This window comes from Nocardioides sp. zg-1230 (assembly GCF_013155335.1).
In the GTDB taxonomy this organism is placed as follows: Bacteria; Actinomycetota; Actinomycetes; order Propionibacteriales; family Nocardioidaceae; genus Nocardioides.
This window is the reverse complement of sequence record NZ_JABJQZ010000004.1, coordinates 563,375-581,581: the sequence shown is the minus strand read 5'-3', so window position 1 is coordinate 581,581 and position 18,207 is coordinate 563,375. Positions and strand designations below refer to the sequence as shown.

Here is an 18,207-nt window from a genome sequence, read left to right as displayed (position 1 = left end):
TCCGGGCCATGACTACGATGGGCGACCATGAGCGCCGACAAGCAGTCCCGAGACGACGCGGCCCCGGAGCAGACGCCCTGGGGTCGGGTGGCCGAGGACGGCACCGTCTATGTCCGCACCGCCGATGGCGAGCGCCCCGTGGGGTCCTACGAGGCCGGCACGTCCGAGGAAGCGCTGGAGTTCTTCACCAAGCGCTTCGAGGAGCTCGAGGGCAAGGTCCACCTGCTCGAGCAGCGCGTCACGTCGGGTCGGCTCGCCCCCGAGGAGGCGACCTCGTCGGCGAAGGCGCTCCGCGAGCAGGTCGTGGACGCCCACGCGGTCGGCGACCTCGTGTCCCTGGCCGCCCGCCTCGACGCCCTGGCCCCCGTCATCGCCGTCCAGCGCTCGGCGCGCAAGGAGGAGCGGGCGCAGAAGACCGCGGAGTCCAAGGCGGCGAAGGAGAAGCTCGTCGCCGAGGCCGAGCGGCTCGCCGAGGGCACCGACTGGCGCAACGGCGCGAACCGGCTGCGTGAGCTGCTCGCGACGTGGAAGGAGCTGCCCCGGCTCGACCGGGCCACCGACGACGCCCTGTGGCGCCGGTTCTCCACCGCGCGGACGACGTACACCCGGCACCGCAAGGCGCACTTCGCCGAGGAGCACGAGCGCCGCGACTCCGCCCGCGTGGTCAAGGAGCGGCTCGTCAAGGAGGCCGAGGCCCTCTCGTCCTCGACCGAGTGGGGCCCGACCGCCGGGAAGTACCGCGACCTGATGCGCGAGTGGAAGGCCGCGGGCCCCGCGCCGCGCGAGGTCGACGACCAGCTCTGGCAGCGCTTCCGTGGCGCGCAGGACACCTTCTTCGGCGCGCGCGACGCCGCCAACGCCGCCCTCGACCAGGAGTTCGCCGCCAACGCGGAGGTCAAGGACGCGATCCTCGTCGAGGCGGAGGCGCTCGTCCCCGTGACCGACCTGGAGGCCGCCAAGAAGACCTTCCGCGACCTCGCCGACCGCTGGGACTCCGCCGGCAAGGTGCCCCGCGACCGGATGAAGGAGCTCGAGGGCCGGATGCGGAAGGTCGAGCAGGCCATCCGCGCGGTCGAGGACGAGCAGTGGAGCCGCAGCGACCCGGAGAAGTCCGCCCGCGCCGACGACATGATCGGCAAGCTCGAGGCCGGCATCGCCGAGACGCAGGCCAAGCTCGACAAGGCCTCCGCCGCCGGCGACGACCGGCGCGTGAAGGACCTCGAGTCCGAGCTCGCCAACAAGCAGGCCTTCCTCGACATGGCGAAGCGGGCAGCGGCCGACTTCGGCTGAGCCCAGGGCCGTTCTCAGGCGGTGACGCGGTAGGCGTCGAACACGCCGGGCACGGCGCGTACGGCACGCAGCACGCCGTCGAGGTGGGCGGCGTCGGCCATCTCGAAGGAGAACCGGCTCTTCGCCACCCGGTCGCGGGTGGTGGAGAGCGTCGCGCTCAGGATGTTCACGTGGGCGTCGGAGAGCGCCATCGTGATGTCGGAGAGCAGGCGGGCGCGGTCGAGGGCCTCGACCTGGATGTTGACCAGGAACGTCGACTGGGACGTCGGGGCCCACTCCACCTCGAGCACGCGCTCGGGCTGGCCGAGGAGGCTGGAGGCGTTGGTGCAGTCCTTGCGGTGCACCGAGACTCCCCCACCCTTGGTGACGAACCCGAGGATCGGGTCGGGCGGCACCGGGGTGCAGCACTTGGCGAGCTTGACCCAGAGGTCGTCGACGCCCTTGACGATGACGCCGGAGTCGGTCGGCCCGCGCTTGGCGGCGGCGCGGGAGCGGCCGGTGATGGTGACGCCCTCGGCGAGGTCCTCCTGGGCCCCCTCGTCGCCGCCGTGCAGGTCGATGACGCGTCGTACGACGGCCTGCGCGCTGAGGTTGCCCTCACCGACCGCGGCGTAGAGGGCCGAGACGTCGGCGTGGTGGAAGTGCTCGGCGACGAGCGCGAGCACGTCGTGGGTCATCAGCCGGTTGAGGGGCAGGCCCTCCTTGCGCATGAGCTTGGCGATCTGGTCCTTGCCGCGCTCGATCGCCTCCTCGCGGCGCTCCTTGGTGAACCACTGGCGGATCTTGGAGCGCGCCCGCGGCGACTGGACGAAGTTGAGCCAGTCGCGCGACGGTCCGGACGTGGGCGACTTGGAGGTGAAGACCTCGACGACGTCGCCGTTGTCGAGCGTGGACTCGAGGGGCACGAGGCGGCCGTTGACCCGGGAGCCGATCGTGTGGTGGCCGACCTCGGTGTGGACGGCGTAGGCGAAGTCGACGGGCGTCGCCCCCATCGGCAGCGGGATGACGTCGCCGCGCGGGGTGAAGACGTAGACCTGCTGCTGGTTCATCTCGAAGCGCAGCGACTCCAGGAACTCCCCCGGGTCCTCCACCTCGCTCTGCCAGTCGAGGAGCTGGCGAAGCCAGGTCAGGTCGTCCTTGTCGCCGAGGCGGTCGGTGTCGACGCCGGCCTTGGAGTTCTCCTTGTACTTCCAGTGCGCCGCAACGCCGTACTCGGCGCGGCGGTGCTGGGCGAAGGTGCGGATCTGCACCTCGACCGGCTTGCCCTGAGGGCCGATGACCGTCGTGTGCAGCGACTGGTACATGTTGAACTTCGGCATCGCGACGTAGTCCTTGAACCGCCCCAGCACCGGGTTCCAGCGGGAGTGGATCACGCCGAGCGCGCTGTAGCAGTCGCGGTCCTCGTCGACGAGGATCCGGATGCCCACGAGGTCGTAGATGTCGGAGAAGTCGCGACCGCCGACGATCATCTTCTGGTAGATCGAGTAGTAGTGCTTGGGCCGCCCGGTGACCTTGGCGTTGAGCCGGGCCGTCTTGAGGTCCTGCTCGATCTCGGCGACGACCTCGGCGAGGAACTGGTCGCGTGAGGGCGCCCGCTCGGCGACCATGCGGACGATCTCGTCGTAGATCTTGGGGTGGAGCGTCGCGAACGCGAGGTCCTCGAGCTCCCACTTGAGGGTGTTCATGCCGAGCCGGTGGGCCAGCGGCGCGTAGATGTCGAGGGTCTCGCGGCTCGAGCGCTCCTGCGAGGCCGCCGGGACGTAGCGCAGGGTGCGCATGTTGTGGAGCCGGTCGGCGAGCTTGATCACCAGCACCCGGATGTCGCGCGACATCGCCACGATCATCTTGCGGATGGTCTCGGCCTGCGCCGAGTCGCCGTACTGCACCTTGTCGAGCTTGGTGACGCCGTCGACGAGCAGCGCGACCTCGTCACCGAAGTCGGCGCGCAGGGCCTCCAGCGTGTAGGGCGTGTCCTCCACCGTGTCGTGGAGGAGCGCCGCGACCAGGGTCGGCTCCGTCATGCCGATGTCGGCGAGGATCGTGGTCACCGCGAGCGGGTGGGTGATGTAGGGGTCGCCGCTCTTGCGCATCTGGCCGGTGTGCCACTTGTCGGCCACCGCGTAGGCGCGCTCGAGCAGCGCCAGGTCGGCCTTGGGGTGGTTGGCCCGCACGGCCCGGAAGAGCGGCTCCAGGACCGGGTTGGACGAGGGCGGGCGGGTCCCGACCCGGGCGAGGCGGGCACGCATGCCGCGCGCCGTCAGAGGCGCCTTGGCGTCCTGCGCGGGTGCCTGGTCCTCTGCCATTGGACCAGTCTAGTGAGCAGCGTCAGATCGTGAGCAGCGACTCGATGGGAAGGTCGCCGGTGACGGAGCGGGGCTCGAGGAACGAGAGCTCCATCAGCACCGAGGCGCCGGTCGCGACGCCGCCGCAGGCCTCGATGAGCTGGCGGGTCGCGACCGCCGTGCCACCGGTCGCCAGGACGTCGTCGACCATCAGCACGCGCTCGCCCGGGGCGATGGCGTCGGTGTGCACCTCGAGGGTCGCCTCGCCGTACTCCAGGGCGTACGACACCGCGTGCGCCTCGCGCGGCAGCTTGCCGGCCTTGCGCACCGGGACGAAGCCGACGCCGAGGGCCAGCGCCACCGGCGCGGCCAGGATGAAGCCGCGGGCCTCCATGCCGACGACCTTGTCGACCACGACGGTGCCGTGGTCGTCGCGGCCGGCAGCGGCCAGCGCGGTGATGATCGCGGAGAAGGCGTTGTGGTCGGCGAGGACCGGGGTGATGTCCTTGAACGTCACGCCCTTCTCGGGCCAGTCGGCCACGTCGACCGTCAGGCGCGTGAGCGCCTCCTGGGCCGTACGACGATCAGGCATCGTCGTGCGCGTCGGTGCCCGGCTGCTGGAGCGGCTCGTCGACCTTGGCGATCGCGGCGCGGGCGATGTCGATCTGGGTGCCGGGCGCGATCTCGAGGCGGGCGCGGTCGTCGGCGAGCGAGACGACGGTGCCGAAGATGCCCGAGGACATCATCACGCGCTGGCCGACCTGGATGCTCTCCTGGAGGCGGACGACCTCCTTCTGCCGGCGCTGCTGGGGGCGGACCACCATGAACCAGAACAGGGCCAGGATGGCCAGCAGGGGCAGAAGGGCGACGAGGTCGTTCACGGTGGGGGCTCTCCTCGAGGGGTCGGGGTGCGGGAGCGCGTGGAGTCTACGCGGGTCCCCCGCCCGACTCACACGTCGTCGAAGAGGGTCGAGTCGACGGTCGGCACCGGTGGCGGTGTCAGGCCGAGGTGGTGCCACGCCGCGGGCGTCGCGACCCGGCCGCGCGGGGTGCGCGCGAGCATGCCCATGCGGACCAGGAACGGCTCGGCGACCTCCTCGACGGTCTCGCGCTCCTCACCGACGGCGACCGCGAGCGTCGACACGCCGACCGGTCCCCCGCCGAACCGGCGGCACAGCACGTCGAGCACCGCGCGGTCGAGCCGGTCGAGGCCGGACTCGTCGACCTCGAACAGGTCGAGCGCCGCCTGCGCCACGGGCAGGCTCAGCACGCCGTCGGCTCGCACCTGGGCGTAGTCGCGGACCCGGCGCAGCAGGCGGTTGGCGATGCGGGGGGTGCCACGCGAGCGCGAGGCGATCTCGCCGGAACCCTCCGAGGTGAGGTGCACGCCGAGCAGCCCGGCGGAGCGGTGCACGATCTGGTCGAGCTCGTGGGGCTCGTAGAACTCGAGGTGGGCGGTGAAGCCGAACCGGTCGCGCAGCGGGCCGGGCAGCAGGCCGGCACGCGTGGTGGCACCGACGAGGGTGAACGGCGGGATGTCCAGCGGGATGGCGGTCGCTCCCGGCCCCTTGCCGATGACGACGTCGACCCGGAAGTCCTCCATCGCCATGTAGAGCATCTCCTCGGCCGGGCGCGACATCCGGTGGATCTCGTCGACGAAGAGGACGTCACCCTCGTTGAGGCCCGACAGGATCGCGGCGAGGTCGCCGGCATGCGTGATCGCCGGGCCGCTCGTGAGCCGCAGCGGCGTGCTCATCTCGGCGGCGATGATCATCGCGAGCGTGGTCTTGCCGAGCCCGGGCGGGCCGGAGAGCAGCACGTGGTCGGGCGCCCGGCCGCGGCGGCGGGCCGCCTCGAGCACCAGCCCGAGCTGGTCGCGCACGCGTGCCTGCCCGACCACCTCGTCGAGCGTCTTGGGCCGCAGCGCCGCCTCGACTGCGCGCTCGTCGCCGTCGGCGTCGGCGTCGGTCAGCCGCTGCAGGTGGCCGAGCTCGGCCGCGCTCAGCTCGACCTCGTCGTAGGTGTCCTCGTCGGTGTCGTCCCAGTTCATCGCCGTCCTGCCCGTCTCAGGCCCTGCTCAGCGTACGGAGGGCGGCGCGCAGCAGCGCGCCGACGTCGGGGGTGTCGCCGGCGTCGGGAGCCACGGCCTCGACCGCCTTCTCCGACTCCTTGGCCGACCAGCCGAGCCCGACGAGCCCCTGGTGGACCTGGTCGCGCCACGCGTCGGGCGCGGGCGCCGCGGCGGCCGCGGCGTGGTGGACGCCGACCGGCGGGCCGATGCGGTCCTTGAGCTCGAGGATGATGCGCTGCGCGCCCTTCTGGCCGATGCCGGGGACGCGGGTCAGCGCCTTGACGTCCTCGGTGGTGATGGCGCGGCGCACGTCGTCGGGGCTCATCACCGCCACGATCGCCTGGGCGACCTTGGGGCCGACGCCGGAGGCGGTCTGCACGATCTCGAAGACCTGCTTCTCGTCCTCGTCGAGGAAGCCGAAGATCGTCAGGCTGTCCTCGCGCACGACCATGCTGGTGGGCAGCGTCGCCGGCGTCCCGATCCGGAGGGTGGCGAGGGTGCCGGGGGTGCACATCAGCTCGAGCCCGACCCCGCCGACCTCCAAGACGGCGCTGGACAGGGTGACGGCGGCGACCTCGCCGCGGACGAAGGCGATCATCGGGTCCTCATCGTGGTCTTCTTCTTGTGTGCGTGCGCCTGCGCGCGGGCCTGCGCCGCCGCGGCCTCGAGCCGGTGGTGCGCCGAGCCGCGCCAGACGTGGGTGATGGCCAGCGCAAGCGCGTCGGCGGCGTCGGCGGGCTTGGGCAGCTCGGTCAGCCGCAGGATGCGGACGACCATCGCCCCCACCTGCGTCTTGTCGGCGCGCCCGTTGCCGGACACGGCGGCCTTGACCTCGCTCGGGGTGTGCATCGCGATCGGCAGCCCGCGCCGGGCGGCGACGACGAGCGCGATGCCGCTGGCCTGGGCGGTGCCCATGATGGTGCTGGAGTCGGAGCGCGCGAAGACCCGCTCGACCGCGACCGCGTCGGGCCGGTGCTCCTCGATCCAGGCGTCGAGGCCCTTCTCGATGGTGACCAGCCGCTCGGCGATCGGCAGCGTGGAGCTGGTGCGGACGACGCCGACGTCGACCATGGTCAGCGGGCGGCCGACGCTGCCGTCGACCACGCCGACGCCGCACCGGGTCAGGCCGGGGTCGATGCCGAGCACGCGCACGCCACTCCCCTTCCGCCGGTCCCGTCCGGAGCTCGTCCGAACATGTGTTCGTGCGCTCACGCTAACCCGCTCCGGGTGCGCGACGTCGTACGACACGCGGCGCGGGTGGTTTCCCACCCTGGCCCCCACCCGACTCCGGCCCGCGGCTGTAACACCGGGTTGGCTGCTGTACCCACCCTGATGCATCTGGGTGGGTAGTTGTACCAACCCGGCGTTACAGCGGCCAGGACGGGAGGTCAGGCGTCGGCGGTCTCGAGCTCGGCCATCACGTCGGCCGGGATGTCGACGTTGGTGAAGACGTCCTGGACGTCGTCGAGGTCCTCGAGGGCGTCGACGAGGCGCAGCACCTTGCCGGCGCCGTCGGCGTCGACGGGGATCTCGAGGCTGGGGACGAACTCCACGTCGGCGGAGTCGTAGTCGATCCCGGCGTCCTGGAGGGCGGTGCGGACCGCGACGACGTCGGTGGCCTCGCTCTGCACCTCGAACGCCTCGTCGAGGTCGTTGACCTCCTCGGCCCCGGCGTCGAGGGTCGCCTCGAGGACGTCGTCCTCGGTGACCTCACGGGTGGTGCCGTCGTGGTCCTGCGACTTCGGCACGACCACGATCCCCTTGCGGGTGAACAGGCGCGAGACCGAGCCGGGGTCGGCCATGGTGCCGCCGTTGCGGGTGACGGCGGTCCGGACCTCCATCGCGGCACGGTTCTTGTTGTCGGTGAGGCACTCGACGAGGAAGGCGACGCCCTGCGGGCCGTAGACCTCGTAGGAGATGCCCTGGTAGTCGACGCCACCCGACTCGGCACCGGAGCCGCGCTTGACCGCGGAGTCGATGTTCTTGTTGGGGACCGAGCTCTTCTTGGCCTTCTGGATGGCGTCGTAGAGAGTCGGGTTGCCGGCGGGGTCGCCGCCGCCCTGCTTCGCGGCGACCTCGATGTTCTTGATCAGCTTGGCGAAGAGCTTGCCGCGCTTGGCGTCGATCGCGGCCTTCTTGTGCTTGGTCGTTGCCCACTTGGAGTGGCCTGACATGAGTTCCTCTATCCGTCGCTGTGCGTCTGTGCGGTCCTCAGGCCGAGCGCACCAGGTCCACGAACATGCCGTGGACCCGGCCGTCGCTGCCGACCTCGGGATGGAACGAGGTCGCCATCAGGGGGCCTTGACGGACCGCGACGATCCTACCCGCGGCGGGCCCGACCTCCACCCGGGCCAGCACGTCGACGTCGTCGTCGACCGCCTCGACCCACGGCGCGCGGATGAACACCGCCCGCACGGGGTCGGCCAGGCCGTCGACGTGGAGGTCCTCCTCGAAGGAGTCCACCTGGCGGCCGAAGGCGTTGCGCCGCACGGTGATGTGCAGCCCGCCGATGGTCTCCTGACCGACGGCGCCGTCCTCGATGCGGTCGGCCAGCATGATCATCCCGGCGCACGTCCCGAAGGCGGGCAGCCCACCGCGTACGGCGTCGCGCAGCGGCTCGAGCAGGTCGAAGATCCGGGCCAGCTTGACCATCGTCGTGGACTCGCCGCCCGGGATGACGAGGCCGTCGCACGCGGCGAGCTCGGCGGGACGGCGTACGGAGATCGGGTCCGCGCCCAGGGACCGCAGGACGGCCAGGTGCTCGCGCACGTCGCCCTGCAGCGCGAGCACGCCGATGGTCGGATTCACGATCGCCGATCCTAGGACCGCCCTCCCGGTCGTAGGCTCACGCCCCATGAGGCTCCGCCGTCTGCTCGCCGTCCTGCTGGGTGCCACGCTCGCCGCCGGCAGCGTGCCGACCGCAGCCGGCGCAGCCGTCGATCGGGAGGGCACCGGCATCGACAGCAGGCCGGCGCCCCGGTCGGTGGAGGGATGGCCCGCGGCGACGCCGTCGAGCCTCGGGCTGCGCGCCCGGGCGATCAGGCGCGGCGCGGCCGAGGCCCGCCGCCTGGACTCCACCTGCTTCGCGGTGGTGCGGGACGGGCGGCTCGCCGGCGAGTGGAGCTGGCGGCTCCCACGCGACGAGCCGCGCGAGGTCTTCTCGATCACCAAGTCGGTCACGAGCACGCTGGTGGGCATCGCGGTGCGCGACGGCGACCTGCGCCTCGACGACCCGGTCTCGACCTACGTGCCCCAGTGGCGCGGCACGCCGTCGGAGTCGGTGACGGTGCGCAACCTGCTCTCCAACGACAGCGGCCGCTACTGGTCGATGCAGTCGGACTACGCGGACCTCCTCGCCGCCCGGAGCCGAACGCGGTACGCCGTCTCGCTCCCCCAGCAGCACGCCCCCGCCAGCGCGTGGGCCTACAACAACGCCGCCATCCAGGTCCTCGAGCCGGTGCTGGAGCGGGCGACCGGCATGCCGGTGGCACGCTTCGCGAGGAAGCGGCTGTTCGAGCCGCTCGGGATGACCCGCACCAGCTTCATCACCGACCGCGCGGACGACGCGGCCGTCTTCTACGGGCTGCGCACCACCTGCCTCGACATCGCCCGGCTGGGCCGGCTCCACCTGGGCGGCGGCAAGGTGGGCGGCAGGCGCCTCCTCGACCGCAGCTACGTCAGGCGCGCGGTCGGCCGGTCCTCGACGGTGCACAACGCGGCATACGGCTACCTGTGGTGGCTCAACCGTCCCGGTGCGCTCCGCGGCGCGACCGACGCGGTCGACGCGCAGGGACAGCCGCTGCGCCCAGTGTCCGGACAGCTCGCGCCGTCGGCGCCGGAGGAGGTCTTCGCCGCTCTCGGCTTCGGCGGGCAGGTGCTGCTCGTCGACCCGACGACGCGCACGATGGTGGTCCGCCTGGGCCTGCCCGCCCAGCCCGGCGAGGCGGCGTACGGCTTCACGAACGCCGCCCGCGTGCTGACCCGCGCCGTGCGCTGACCCGACCTGCACCGGGGCGTGACGCCGCGCCGGAGGGTGCGGCACACTCGACGGATGGTCGGGGCGTGGGAGCACCTGCCGGCGGCGCGGGTCCCGGCGCCGCTCGCCCGTCACGTCGTCGCGATGGACGGCTACTCCGCCGACGGACTCGCGCCCGGGGTGCACCGGGGGCTGCCGTCCGCAGGGCTGACCCTCGTGCTGAGCCTCGACCAGCCGCTGCGGACCGCCCCGACCGAGCAGGCCTGGAGCGACGGGGTGCGCGACGCGCAGTGGGTCAGCCTCGGCGGGCTCCACACCCGGGCAGCGATGGTCGAGCAGCCCGGCAGGTGGGCCGGGGTGCAGCTGACCCTCCGCCCGGTGGGCGTGCAGCGCCTGCTGGGCGTGCCGGCCGCCGAGCTTCCGGTCGCGAGCTGGGACGCCGGCGACCTGCTCGGCGACGAGGTCGACCGGGTGGTCGAGGACCTGCACGCGGCGCCCGACTGGCCTGGGAGGTACGCCGCAGTCAGCCGGTTCTTGCTGCGACTGCTCGACCGCGCGGACCGTGGCACCTCCCCCAGCGACCCGCGGCCCGAGGTGGAGGAGGCGTGGCGGCTGCTCACCGGCCCGGCGCCCCGGGCGGTCGCAGACGTCGCCGACTCGGTGGGCTACAGCCGCCGGCGGCTGACCCAGCTGCTCACGGCCGAGACGGGCCACGGCCCCAAGACGCTCCAGCGGCTCGCCCGCTTCGACACCGCGCGCCGGGAGGTGGTCGCCGCGGCGTCCGCCGGCTCGTCGCTGGCGCACGTGGCCGCCCGGACGGGCTACTACGACCAGTCCCACCTGGTGCGGGACTTCCACGAGTTCGCCGGGCTCGGGCCGTCGGCCTGGCTCGCCGCGGAGTTCGCAAATGTCCAAGGCGCTCCGGCCGGCGCCGCGGCAGCATCGTCGGCATGAGCGAACACCACCGCACCGCCGTCTGGCCCGCCCTGCAGGCCCACGACCCCGACCTCGTCATCCGCACGCTCGTGGCCCTCGGCTTCGAGGAGACCGCCGCCTACCGTGACCAGGCGGGCGTCGTGCAGCACGCCCAGCTCGACTGGCCCGAGGGCGGCGGGGTGATGCTCGGGTGCCACAAGCCGGACGGCCCGTTCACGCAGCAGCCCGGCACCACGGCGGCGTACGTCGTCGCCTCCGACGTCGACGCCGTGCACCGCCGGGCCGTCGAGGCGGGGCTCGACCCCTCGCCCGTCGTCGAGCGGGACTACGGCAGCAGGGAGGTCCGCGTCACGGACGCGGAGGGCAACCAGTGGTCCTTCGGGACGTACGCCGGGGAGCCGCGGCGGGGCTGAGCCCGCCGCGGCGCGGCGTCACCAGCCGCGCTCGGCCAGGCGGTGCGGCTGCGGGATCTCGTCGACGTTGATGCCGACCATGGCCTCGCCCAGGCCGCGGGAGACCTTCGCGACCACGTCGGGGTCGTCGTGGAAGGTCGTGGCCTTGACGATGGCCTCGGCGCGCTGGGCCGGGTTGCCGGACTTGAAGATGCCCGAGCCGACGAAGACGCCCTCAGCGCCGAGCTGCATCATCATCGCGGCGTCGGCCGGGGTGGCGATGCCGCCGGCGGTGAAGAGGACGACCGGCAGCTTGCCCGCGGCCGCGACCTCCTTGACCAGCTCGTAGGGGGCCTGCAGCTCCTTGGCCGCGACGTAGAGCTCGTCCTCCGACAGGCTGTGCAGCCGCCGCAGCTCGCCCCCGATGGTGCGCATGTGCATGACGGCGTTGGAGACGTCGCCGGTGCCGGCCTCGCCCTTGGAGCGGATCATCGCCGCGCCTTCGGTGATGCGGCGCAGCGCCTCACCGAGGTTGGTCGCACCGCACACGAACGGGACGGTGAAGGCCCACTTGTCGATGTGGTTGGTGTAGTCGGCCGGGGTCAGCACCTCGGACTCGTCGATGTAGTCCACGCCGAGCGACTGCAGGACCTGCGCCTCGGCGAAGTGGCCGATGCGGGCCTTGGCCATCACCGGGATCGAGACGGCCTCGATGATGCCGTCGATCATGTCGGGGTCGCTCATCCGGGACACGCCGCCCTGGGCGCGGATGTCGGCCGGGACCCGCTCGAGCGCCATCACCGCAACGGCGCCGGCGTCCTCGGCGATCTTGGCCTGGTCGGGGGTGACGACGTCCATGATGACGCCGCCCTTGAGCATCTCGGCCATGCCGCGCTTGACGCGGCTCGTGCCGTGCTCGATGGGGGTCTGGGGGGTGTGCTCAGCCATGCTCCGATCGTAGTGCGGCCTCATCCGAAAGGATGCACCGGGAGCACGGTGGTCGATCGCTTGATCAGCCTTGTGCCGCGGCGCGCGCCAGCGCCTGGCGACGTACGACCCAGATGCGCTGCGCGACGGTCACGGTCGCCGCGACCGCGAGCGCCCAGAGGGCGACCTCGAGCAGGATCCACAGGTCGAGGAGGTCGGCGAAGAAGGCGGGCACGAGCATCCCCACGAGGCGGTCGGGCCGCTCGGCGATGCCGACCTTGGCGTCGTAGCCGAGGTGGTCGGCCTTGGCCCGGGCGTACGACGTCACCGCACCCATGACCAGGACGACCAGGCACAGCACGAGATAGAGGTGGCTCTCGGCGTGCCACGCGAAATAGAGCGCCAGCCCGCCGAACAGCGCGCCGTCGGCGACCCGGTCGAGGGTGGAGTCGAGGAAGGCGCCGAAGTCGTCCTTGCGGCCGAGCTTGCGGGCCATCGCGCCGTCGACGAGGTCGCTGAACACGAAGGCGGTGATGAAGAGGACGCCCTGCCACACCCAGCCCTGGGAGAAGAAGAACAGGGCGCCGAAGCTGACCCCGAGCGTGCCGACGAGCGTCACGACGTCGGGGCTGATGCCGAGGCGGATGAACAGGTTGACGAAGGGCGCGAGCATGACGCCCTGCCAGAACTGCTTGAACCTGTCGAGCACGGCGGCAGGCTACCGGTCCAGCAGCGCGGCCCGGACGTCCGCCACCGCGGACGGCGCGCCGGAGACCGTCCAGTCGACGCCCGCGGCGGGTACGACGACGGACTCGCCGCCCGCGCCGCGGATGATCGCGGCCCCCGGGAGCCGATCCCAGTCGGCCACCGAGTGCTGGAAGAGCACGTCCCACTGGCCGGACGCGATGGCCATCGTGTCCATCGTCCCGGAGCCGAACATCCGTAACGTGCCGACCCGGCCCAGTGCGCGGGTGAACGCCTCGCCGACCTCGCTGGCGAAGAAGGGCGGGTGCAGGTAGGTCGCGGCGCAGCGCTCCTCGCGGGGCGTGTCGGGGAGCGGGGCGAGCGGGGTGCCGTCGCAGGTGCTCGGCAGGTCGGGGCCTCCGACCCACGTGCGCAGGCTGGCGGCGTGGTGGACCGCGCCGAGCAGCACGTCGTCCTCGTCGTGCAGGGCGATGGCGGTGCACCACCAGTCGCTGCCGCGGGAGAAGTTGAAGGTGCCGTCGACCGGGTCGATGACCCACGTACGACCCGACGAGCCGGGCTTCGACGTGCCCTCCTCGCCCACGATCGCGTCGTCGGGGCGCTCGGCGGTGAGCTGCTGCACGATCAGCCGCTCGGCCGCGGTGTCGGCCTGGGTGACGATGTCGGAGCCGCTGGTCTTGCGCTCGACGTCGAGGCCCTCCTGCCGGATCCGGGCGGCCAGCAGTGCCGCCTCCCGCACGAGGTCGGCGGCGAGGGCAGCGTCTGCGGCCAGGCGCGGGTGATCCATGGCCGCCACGCTAGCGCCGCGGCGTACTGTGGCAGGACGGAGCCATCCAGGCTTCCTACTGAGGAGCCTCGATGAGCGACAAGTCGCCGCGGCAGGGCATGTCCAAGAAGTCAGGGAAGTCCATCAAGGAGAAGCGTGCCGAGAAGCACGCCAAGGCGGCCGGCAAGAACGACGCCGCCGAGCCCTTGATGCCGAAGAAGAAGTGAGCCTCCTCGGCCTCGGCGTCATCGCCACGTCCGCCAAGGAGAACGAGCACCGGCTCCCGCTGCACCCCGAACACCTCTCTCGCCTTGCTCCCGAGATTGCGGCCAGGACGACGCTCGAGCACGGGTACGCCGCCCACTTCGGCATCAGCGACGACGTGCTGGCCCCACACGTGGCCGGCTTTGCGTCGCGTGAGGAGATCCTCAGGGACTCCGACGTCGTGGTGCTCCCCAAGCCGCAGCACGACGACGTCGCGGCCATGCATCCCGGTCAGGTCCTCTGGGGATGGCCGCACTGCGTGCAGGACCGGGCGATGACACAGCTCGCGATCGACGGCGAGCTCACGCTGATCGCCTTCGAGGCGATGAACCACTGGACGACGGACGGACACGTCGGACTCCACGTGTTCCACAAGAACAACGAGCTCGCGGGCTACTGCACGGTGCTGCAGGCGATGGAGCTCGTCGGCATCACCGGCGACTACGGACGCCGACTGAGTGCGGTCGTCATCGGGTTCGGCGCCACCGCGCGCGGCGCGGTCACCGCCCTGAAGGCCCACGGCGTCCACGAGGTGGTGGTGCTCACCACCCGCGGGGTTGCTGCGGTGGGCTCACCCATCCACTCGGTGCGGATCCGGCAGTTCGACCACCACCCCGACGACCCGGTCGTCACCCATGTCATCACCGAGCGCGGACGGATGCCCCTGGCCCCCTACCTGGCCGAGGCGGACATCGTCGTGAACTGCACGCTGCAGGACACCGCGGCGCCGCTGACCTACCTGCGCACCGAGGACCTGGCCGACTTCCGGCTGGGCAGCCTCATCGTGGACGTGTCCTGCGACGAGGGCATGGGCTTCTCCTGGGCCGTGCCGACGACGTTCGACGAGCCGATGTTCACCGTCGCCGACCGCGTGCACTACTACGCCGTCGACCACAGCCCGTCCTACCTCTGGGACTCGGCCACGTGGGAGAACAGCGAGGCGCTCCTCCCCTTCATCGAGACCGTGCTCAGGGGACCAGCGGCATGGGACGGAGACGAGACGATCAGTCGCGCCATCGAGATCCGCGAGGGCAGGATCCAGAACCCGGCGATCACGGCGTTCCAGGGGCGCTGACCTCACGTCGCTAGGCGGTGCGCGACCACTCCTCGGCGAGCAGCTCGCGGGTGTCCTCGAGCAGCTGCGGCAGCATCTTGGTGCCGCCGACCACGGTGATGAAGTTGGCGTCGCCGGTCCAGCGCGGCACCACGTGCTGGTGGAGGTGCTCGGACAGCGAGCCGCCGGCGGACCGGCCGAGGTTGAGCCCGACGTTGAAGGAGTGCGGCCGGCTCACCCGTCGCACGGTCCGCAGCGCCTGCTGCGTCATCGCCATCAGCTCGGCCGCTTCCTCCGCCGTGAGCTCGGTGAGGTCGGCGACGTGGCGGTAGGGCAGCACCATCAGGTGCCCGGGGTTGTAGGGGTGCAGGTTGAGCACGACGTACGTCGACTCGCCGCGCGCGACGACCAGCGCCTCCTCGTCGGGGTGGGACGGGATCGCGCAGAACGGGCAGCCCTCGTCGTCGACGGCCGTGCGGACGTAGGCCATCCGGTGGGGCGTCCAGATCCGCTCGAGGCCGTCATCACTCGTCCCGTCGCTCATGGCTGCGATCCTAGGGTGGAGCCATGAGGTCGATCCGACCGGCCAGCGACGCCGACATGGCCGCAGTCGCGGACCTGTGGCACGAGGGCTGGCACCACGGTCACGCCGGGCACGTGCCGGAGGGACTGACCGCCGCGCGCACCCTGGCGGCGTTCCGCGAGCGGACGCCGTCGCGGGTGGCGGACACCGCTGTCGCGGTGGATGACGACGGCACGCTGCTGGGCTTCGTGATGGTGGTGGGCGACGAGGTGGAGCAGGTGTTCGTCGCACCCGCCGGTCGCGGGACGGGCCTGGCCTCCGAGCTGCTCACCGAGGCCGAGCGCCGAGTGGCTGCCGACGGCCACGCCTCAGCCTGGCTGGCGGTCGTGGTGGGCAATGCGCGGGCGCGCCGGTTCTACGAGCGGCAGGGCTGGTCGGACGCCGGCGACCTGCCCTACGAGGTCACCGCCGGCGGGGAGACCTTCGTCTCGCCGTGCCGCAGGTACGTGAAGGCCCTCTGACCTGGGGCGACCGAGGAGTCCGGTCGGTGGTCAGCGTTCGCGGTACGGCGTACCGTGAAGTCACCTGGTCGCGCCTGCGTGGCTTCCGAACCCCGCGCGCCGTCGTGGCTGGGCGAGGGGCGACCGGGGAGGCGGTCCTTGACAGTGGATCCTGCCGAGCAGGCAGAGCTGATGACCGCGACCGAGGTCGCGGAGCTTCTCGATGTCGATCCGACCACCGTGACAGCCTGGGCACGGGCAGGGAAGCTCGTCGCCATCCACACTCCGGGCGGTCACCGCAGGTATCTCCGCTCGGAGGTCGTGGTCATGGGATCGGGTCTGCACCCTGACCGCGACCTCGATGCGGACGCCGTCCAGGACTCCAGCGACGGCGGATCGCCCGACGTGCACGACGGCGCTACCGCGATCGATCCCGAGACTCGGGCGGCGGTCGCCAGGGTGGTCGCGGAAGCTGTCGCCCAGGCGCTCGAGGACGTGGCCGCCGAGGCCGCCGAGGCCGCACGGGCGACCGCCGCGGCCGTGAAGGAGGCCGCGGATCGCGTGGCCGACGCGGCGGAGGTCGCGAGAGTGGCTCGGGCCTCAGCGGCGGACGCGGCAGCGCAGACCGTGACGGCCGATGCGAAGCAGGCGGCCACCGCCGTACGGCTGCGCGCCGAGGCGGCAGCCGACCGCGTCCGGGAGGCCGCAGAGCTGGCGGCGGCTCGGCTCGCCGATGCCGTGGAACGTGGCACGACGATCGACCACGCAGCCGAGGCCGAGCTCGTCGAGGCAGCCGTCCAGGCCGCCGCCGAGACCGCCGCCGAGGAGACCAGGCAGGCCGCCGAGCTGGTGAGGGAAGCCGAGCTCGTTGCAGCCAAGCAGGTGGCGGAGGAGCGCGCGGCTGAGGAGACCGCCGTCCAGCGCGACGTCGCCGCCGCCGCCGATACCCAGCGCGAGCTGGCCGCCGCGACCGCCGCGGACGCCGCGGCGCAGGTCGAGGCCCGGGTGGAGCAAGTCGCCAGGGTTGCCCGGGACGCAGCGGCGGCAGCTGACACGACGCGGCGCGTCGGCCCACCCGGCCGCTCCGTGGAGGTGGAGGCGATCCTCGCCGCTGCCGAGGAACGTGACTGCCGGGCCGAGCTCCGTGACCGGGCGGCAGAGGAGCGGGAGCGCGCCGCCAGCCTGCGCTCCTTCCTGGCGGACCCCCAGGACGAGCCGTCGCAGCGCGACCTGGGTCTCCCCGACCGACGTGCCGCCGCGCTGGACCGCATGGCGGCCGAGACGGACCGGGCCCGCGCTGCGATGGACCGCGCCTGGCTCAGTGCCCAGCTCGCCGCCGGACCAGGGGCTTGGGAGCTCACCGGGGCGCGCGGACCGGAGGCGGCCGCCGAGCTGAGTCGCCAGCTGCAGGCGCCGCTGCGATCGATCGTCACGACCATGACGACGCTGGAGGCCGCGCTCCGCGAGAGCGAGGACCACCTCCGCCTCGTCGTCGACGCGGTGAGCGACTACGCGATCATCACCCTGCACCCCGACGGGACCATCGCGTCGTGGAACGCCGGCGCCCAGCAGCTCACCGGCTACACCTCCGAGGAGGCGCTGGGACGACACTGCTCCATCCTGTACCCCGCTGAGGACCGCGAAGCGGGCCTGCCCGAGAGGCTCCTCGAACGGGCACGGACCGGGGGCAGCTGCTGGCACAACGGCTGGCGGGTCCGCGCGGCCGGATCCCAGTTCTGGGCAGACGTCCACCTCAGCGCGGCGCACGACGACGAGGACGAGGTCACCGGATTCGTCGAGCTGGTCCGTGACCTCACTGAGCAACACCAGCTGGAGGACGCCCAGGACTCGTTCTACAACTCCTTCGAGCACGACGTCCGAGTCCCGCTCACCGCGATCCAGGGCTTCGCCGACCTGGCGAAGGACGCTGATCCCCAGGAGCTGGGGGACCTCGTCGACCGCGTCGAGTCCAGCACGAACCGGTTGCTGGGCATGGTCGAGGAGCTGATCGACTTCGCCAGGCTCCGCTCGGGGCTGGGTCCCGTCCGCCTTCGTGCCGTCGACATGACGGTCCTCGCCCAGCAGGTCGTCGCTGATCTCGCCTCTGTTGCCGAGACGTCGCGCGTCGAGGTCGACGCCGACGAAGCGGTCCGGGTGGTCGCCGATCCAGCGGCCCTGGAGCGCGTCCTCGCGAACCTCCTCCTCAACGCCCTGAAGTACTCACCGGCTGACAGCGAGATCGTCCTGACCTGCGAGCTGGGCACCGATGCAGGCGTGCTGCGCATCGCCGACCACGGCCGCGGCATCGACCCGCGCGACCTGAGCTCGATCTTCCAGCAGTTCGAGCGGGGGCGGCTAGCCGAGATCGACTCGGGCACCGGCCTCGGGCTCGCGAGCGTCCAACGGCTCGTCGCCCTGCAGGACGGCACCATCACCATCACCAGCGACGTCGATGCCGGGACGACCGTCACCGTCGAGCTGCCGCTCGCGCCCTGACTGGCCCCAGGGGGTGGGCCGGCGG

Annotated in this window: 20 protein-coding genes; 8 read left to right on the top strand and 12 right to left on the bottom strand. The window is 72.2% G+C overall.

The features are described 5' to 3' along the window. Positions 1 to 27: 27 nt before the first annotated feature. Positions 28 to 1,290, top strand: a complete 1,263-nt coding sequence (locus HOO61_RS14700) for a DUF349 domain-containing protein (RefSeq protein ID WP_172259626.1) — start codon at positions 28 to 30, stop codon at positions 1,288 to 1,290. Positions 1,291 to 1,304: 14 nt separating this feature from the next. On the opposite strand, the gene HOO61_RS14695 is transcribed toward HOO61_RS14700, so the two are convergent. From HOO61_RS14695 to pdxT, 8 genes are all read right to left on the bottom strand, one after another. Next, positions 1,305 to 3,536 (bottom strand): bifunctional (p)ppGpp synthetase/guanosine-3',5'-bis(diphosphate) 3'-pyrophosphohydrolase, encoded by a 2,232-nt coding sequence (locus tag HOO61_RS14695; RefSeq protein WP_172260130.1) that lies wholly within the window; start codon positions 3,534 to 3,536, stop codon positions 1,305 to 1,307. A gap of 79 nt (positions 3,537 to 3,615) precedes the next feature. Beyond that, the gene (locus HOO61_RS14690; protein ID WP_172259624.1) at positions 3,616 to 4,164 is read right to left on the bottom strand and encodes an adenine phosphoribosyltransferase; all 549 of its coding nucleotides are present in this window, start codon (positions 4,162 to 4,164) and stop codon (positions 3,616 to 3,618) included. Continuing rightward, positions 4,157 to 4,453, bottom strand: coding sequence for a preprotein translocase subunit YajC (gene yajC / locus HOO61_RS14685; RefSeq protein WP_172259622.1), 297 nt, complete (start codon positions 4,451 to 4,453; stop codon positions 4,157 to 4,159). Before yajC ends, HOO61_RS14690 begins: the two co-directional genes overlap by 8 nt. 68 nt (positions 4,454 to 4,521) lie before the next feature. Beyond that, entirely contained in the window at positions 4,522 to 5,622 is a 1,101-nt protein-coding gene (ruvB, locus tag HOO61_RS14680; RefSeq protein ID WP_172259620.1) for a Holliday junction branch migration DNA helicase RuvB, read from the bottom strand. Between the two features lie 16 nt (positions 5,623 to 5,638). After that, positions 5,639 to 6,241, bottom strand: a complete 603-nt coding sequence (ruvA, locus tag HOO61_RS14675; RefSeq protein ID WP_172259618.1) for a Holliday junction branch migration protein RuvA — start codon at positions 6,239 to 6,241, stop codon at positions 5,639 to 5,641. Continuing rightward, positions 6,238 to 6,795, bottom strand: a complete 558-nt coding sequence (ruvC, locus tag HOO61_RS14670; protein ID WP_172259616.1) for a crossover junction endodeoxyribonuclease RuvC — start codon at positions 6,793 to 6,795, stop codon at positions 6,238 to 6,240. The genes ruvA and ruvC overlap by 4 nt, the downstream gene beginning before the upstream one ends. Before the next feature lie 236 nt (positions 6,796 to 7,031). After that, positions 7,032 to 7,817 carry a YebC/PmpR family DNA-binding transcriptional regulator gene (locus HOO61_RS14665; RefSeq protein ID WP_172259614.1) on the bottom strand — a complete coding sequence of 262 codons (786 nt, stop codon included), beginning with the start codon at positions 7,815 to 7,817 and terminating at the stop codon, positions 7,032 to 7,034. Between the two features lie 37 nt (positions 7,818 to 7,854). After that, on the bottom strand, positions 7,855 to 8,499 hold the full coding sequence (gene pdxT, locus HOO61_RS14660) for a pyridoxal 5'-phosphate synthase glutaminase subunit PdxT (RefSeq protein ID WP_172259612.1): 645 nt from the start codon (positions 8,497 to 8,499) through the stop codon (positions 7,855 to 7,857). Between pdxT and HOO61_RS14655 the strand changes: the two genes are divergently transcribed. Genes HOO61_RS14655 through HOO61_RS14645 form a run of 3 tightly spaced genes read left to right on the top strand, consistent with a single transcriptional unit; the run spans position 8,498 to position 10,968 of the window. Further along, positions 8,498 to 9,640, top strand: coding sequence for a serine hydrolase (locus HOO61_RS14655; protein WP_172259609.1), 1,143 nt, complete (start codon positions 8,498 to 8,500; stop codon positions 9,638 to 9,640). The genes pdxT and HOO61_RS14655 overlap by 2 nt on opposite strands. A gap of 54 nt (positions 9,641 to 9,694) precedes the next feature. Beyond that, a complete protein-coding gene (locus tag HOO61_RS14650; protein ID WP_172259607.1) occupies positions 9,695 to 10,573 on the top strand; it encodes an AraC family transcriptional regulator in 879 nt (292 codons plus the stop codon). Beyond that, complete coding sequence (locus HOO61_RS14645; RefSeq protein WP_172259605.1) at positions 10,570 to 10,968, top strand: glyoxalase; 399 nt, start codon at positions 10,570 to 10,572, stop codon at positions 10,966 to 10,968. The genes HOO61_RS14650 and HOO61_RS14645 overlap by 4 nt, the downstream gene beginning before the upstream one ends. Positions 10,969 to 10,986: 18 nt before the next feature. Here the strand turns inward: HOO61_RS14645 and pdxS are convergent, their stop codons facing one another. The 3 genes from pdxS to HOO61_RS14630 form a co-directional block, all read right to left on the bottom strand. Further along, positions 10,987 to 11,895: a pyridoxal 5'-phosphate synthase lyase subunit PdxS gene (gene pdxS / locus HOO61_RS14640; protein WP_172259603.1), complete on the bottom strand. Its 909-nt coding sequence runs from the start codon at positions 11,893 to 11,895 to the stop codon at positions 10,987 to 10,989. A gap of 64 nt (positions 11,896 to 11,959) precedes the next feature. Beyond that, positions 11,960 to 12,583 carry a phosphatidylinositol phosphate synthase gene (gene pgsA, locus HOO61_RS14635; RefSeq protein ID WP_172259601.1) on the bottom strand — a complete coding sequence of 208 codons (624 nt, stop codon included), beginning with the start codon at positions 12,581 to 12,583 and terminating at the stop codon, positions 11,960 to 11,962. Positions 12,584 to 12,592: 9 nt separating this feature from the next. Beyond that, complete coding sequence (locus tag HOO61_RS14630; RefSeq protein WP_172259599.1) at positions 12,593 to 13,366, bottom strand: inositol monophosphatase family protein; 774 nt, start codon at positions 13,364 to 13,366, stop codon at positions 12,593 to 12,595. Between the two features lie 71 nt (positions 13,367 to 13,437). On the opposite strand from HOO61_RS14630, the gene HOO61_RS24570 reads away from it, so the two are divergent. Both HOO61_RS24570 and HOO61_RS24935 read left to right on the top strand, forming a co-directional pair. Then, the gene (locus HOO61_RS24570) at positions 13,438 to 13,572 is read left to right on the top strand and encodes a hypothetical protein (RefSeq protein WP_301539046.1); all 135 of its coding nucleotides are present in this window, start codon (positions 13,438 to 13,440) and stop codon (positions 13,570 to 13,572) included. Further along, positions 13,569 to 14,684, top strand: a complete 1,116-nt coding sequence (locus tag HOO61_RS24935; RefSeq protein WP_367650186.1) for a N(5)-(carboxyethyl)ornithine synthase — start codon at positions 13,569 to 13,571, stop codon at positions 14,682 to 14,684. The genes HOO61_RS24570 and HOO61_RS24935 overlap by 4 nt, the downstream gene beginning before the upstream one ends. 10 nt (positions 14,685 to 14,694) lie before the next feature. On the opposite strand, the gene HOO61_RS14620 is transcribed toward HOO61_RS24935, so the two are convergent. After that, positions 14,695 to 15,207, bottom strand: a complete 513-nt coding sequence (locus HOO61_RS14620) for an HIT domain-containing protein (protein ID WP_172259595.1) — start codon at positions 15,205 to 15,207, stop codon at positions 14,695 to 14,697. A 23-nt stretch (positions 15,208 to 15,230) separates the two neighbouring features. Here HOO61_RS14620 and HOO61_RS14615 point away from each other — a divergent pair, with 23 nt between their 5' ends. Both HOO61_RS14615 and HOO61_RS14610 read left to right on the top strand, forming a co-directional pair. Continuing rightward, positions 15,231 to 15,707, top strand: coding sequence for a GNAT family N-acetyltransferase (locus HOO61_RS14615; RefSeq protein ID WP_172259593.1), 477 nt, complete (start codon positions 15,231 to 15,233; stop codon positions 15,705 to 15,707). Positions 15,708 to 15,878: 171 nt separating this feature from the next. Continuing rightward, on the top strand, positions 15,879 to 18,182 hold the full coding sequence (locus HOO61_RS14610) for an ATP-binding protein (RefSeq protein ID WP_172259591.1): 2,304 nt from the start codon (positions 15,879 to 15,881) through the stop codon (positions 18,180 to 18,182). Positions 18,183 to 18,207: the final 25 nt, after the last annotated feature.

What these genes read in the sequence shown, in the direction of transcription:
- HOO61_RS14700 (WP_172259626.1), top strand. Translation starts at nt 28, where the DNA reads ATGAGCGCCGACAAGCAGTCCCGAGACGACGCGGCCCCGGAGCAGACG.
- HOO61_RS14695 (WP_172260130.1), bottom strand. Translation starts at nt 3,536, where the DNA reads ATGCGTGCCCGCCTCGCCCGGGTCGGGACCCGCCCGCCCTCGTCCAAC.
- HOO61_RS14690 (WP_172259624.1), bottom strand. Translation starts at nt 4,164, where the DNA reads ATGCCTGATCGTCGTACGGCCCAGGAGGCGCTCACGCGCCTGACGGTC.
- ruvB (WP_172259620.1), bottom strand. Translation starts at nt 5,622, where the DNA reads ATGAACTGGGACGACACCGACGAGGACACCTACGACGAGGTCGAGCTG.
- ruvA (WP_172259618.1), bottom strand. Translation starts at nt 6,241, where the DNA reads ATGATCGCCTTCGTCCGCGGCGAGGTCGCCGCCGTCACCCTGTCCAGC.
- HOO61_RS14665 (WP_172259614.1), bottom strand. Translation starts at nt 7,817, where the DNA reads ATGTCAGGCCACTCCAAGTGGGCAACGACCAAGCACAAGAAGGCCGCG.
- HOO61_RS14655 (WP_172259609.1), top strand. Translation starts at nt 8,498, where the DNA reads ATGAGGCTCCGCCGTCTGCTCGCCGTCCTGCTGGGTGCCACGCTCGCC.
- pdxT (WP_172259612.1), bottom strand. Translation starts at nt 8,499, where the DNA reads ATGGGGCGTGAGCCTACGACCGGGAGGGCGGTCCTAGGATCGGCGATC.
- HOO61_RS14650 (WP_172259607.1), top strand. Translation starts at nt 9,695, where the DNA reads ATGGTCGGGGCGTGGGAGCACCTGCCGGCGGCGCGGGTCCCGGCGCCG.
- HOO61_RS14645 (WP_172259605.1), top strand. Translation starts at nt 10,570, where the DNA reads ATGAGCGAACACCACCGCACCGCCGTCTGGCCCGCCCTGCAGGCCCAC.
- pdxS (WP_172259603.1), bottom strand. Translation starts at nt 11,895, where the DNA reads ATGGCTGAGCACACCCCCCAGACCCCCATCGAGCACGGCACGAGCCGC.
- HOO61_RS14630 (WP_172259599.1), bottom strand. Translation starts at nt 13,366, where the DNA reads ATGGATCACCCGCGCCTGGCCGCAGACGCTGCCCTCGCCGCCGACCTC.
- HOO61_RS24570 (WP_301539046.1), top strand. Translation starts at nt 13,438, where the DNA reads ATGAGCGACAAGTCGCCGCGGCAGGGCATGTCCAAGAAGTCAGGGAAG.
- HOO61_RS14620 (WP_172259595.1), bottom strand. Translation starts at nt 15,207, where the DNA reads ATGAGCGACGGGACGAGTGATGACGGCCTCGAGCGGATCTGGACGCCC.
- HOO61_RS14615 (WP_172259593.1), top strand. Translation starts at nt 15,231, where the DNA reads ATGAGGTCGATCCGACCGGCCAGCGACGCCGACATGGCCGCAGTCGCG.
- HOO61_RS14610 (WP_172259591.1), top strand. Translation starts at nt 15,879, where the DNA reads ATGACCGCGACCGAGGTCGCGGAGCTTCTCGATGTCGATCCGACCACC.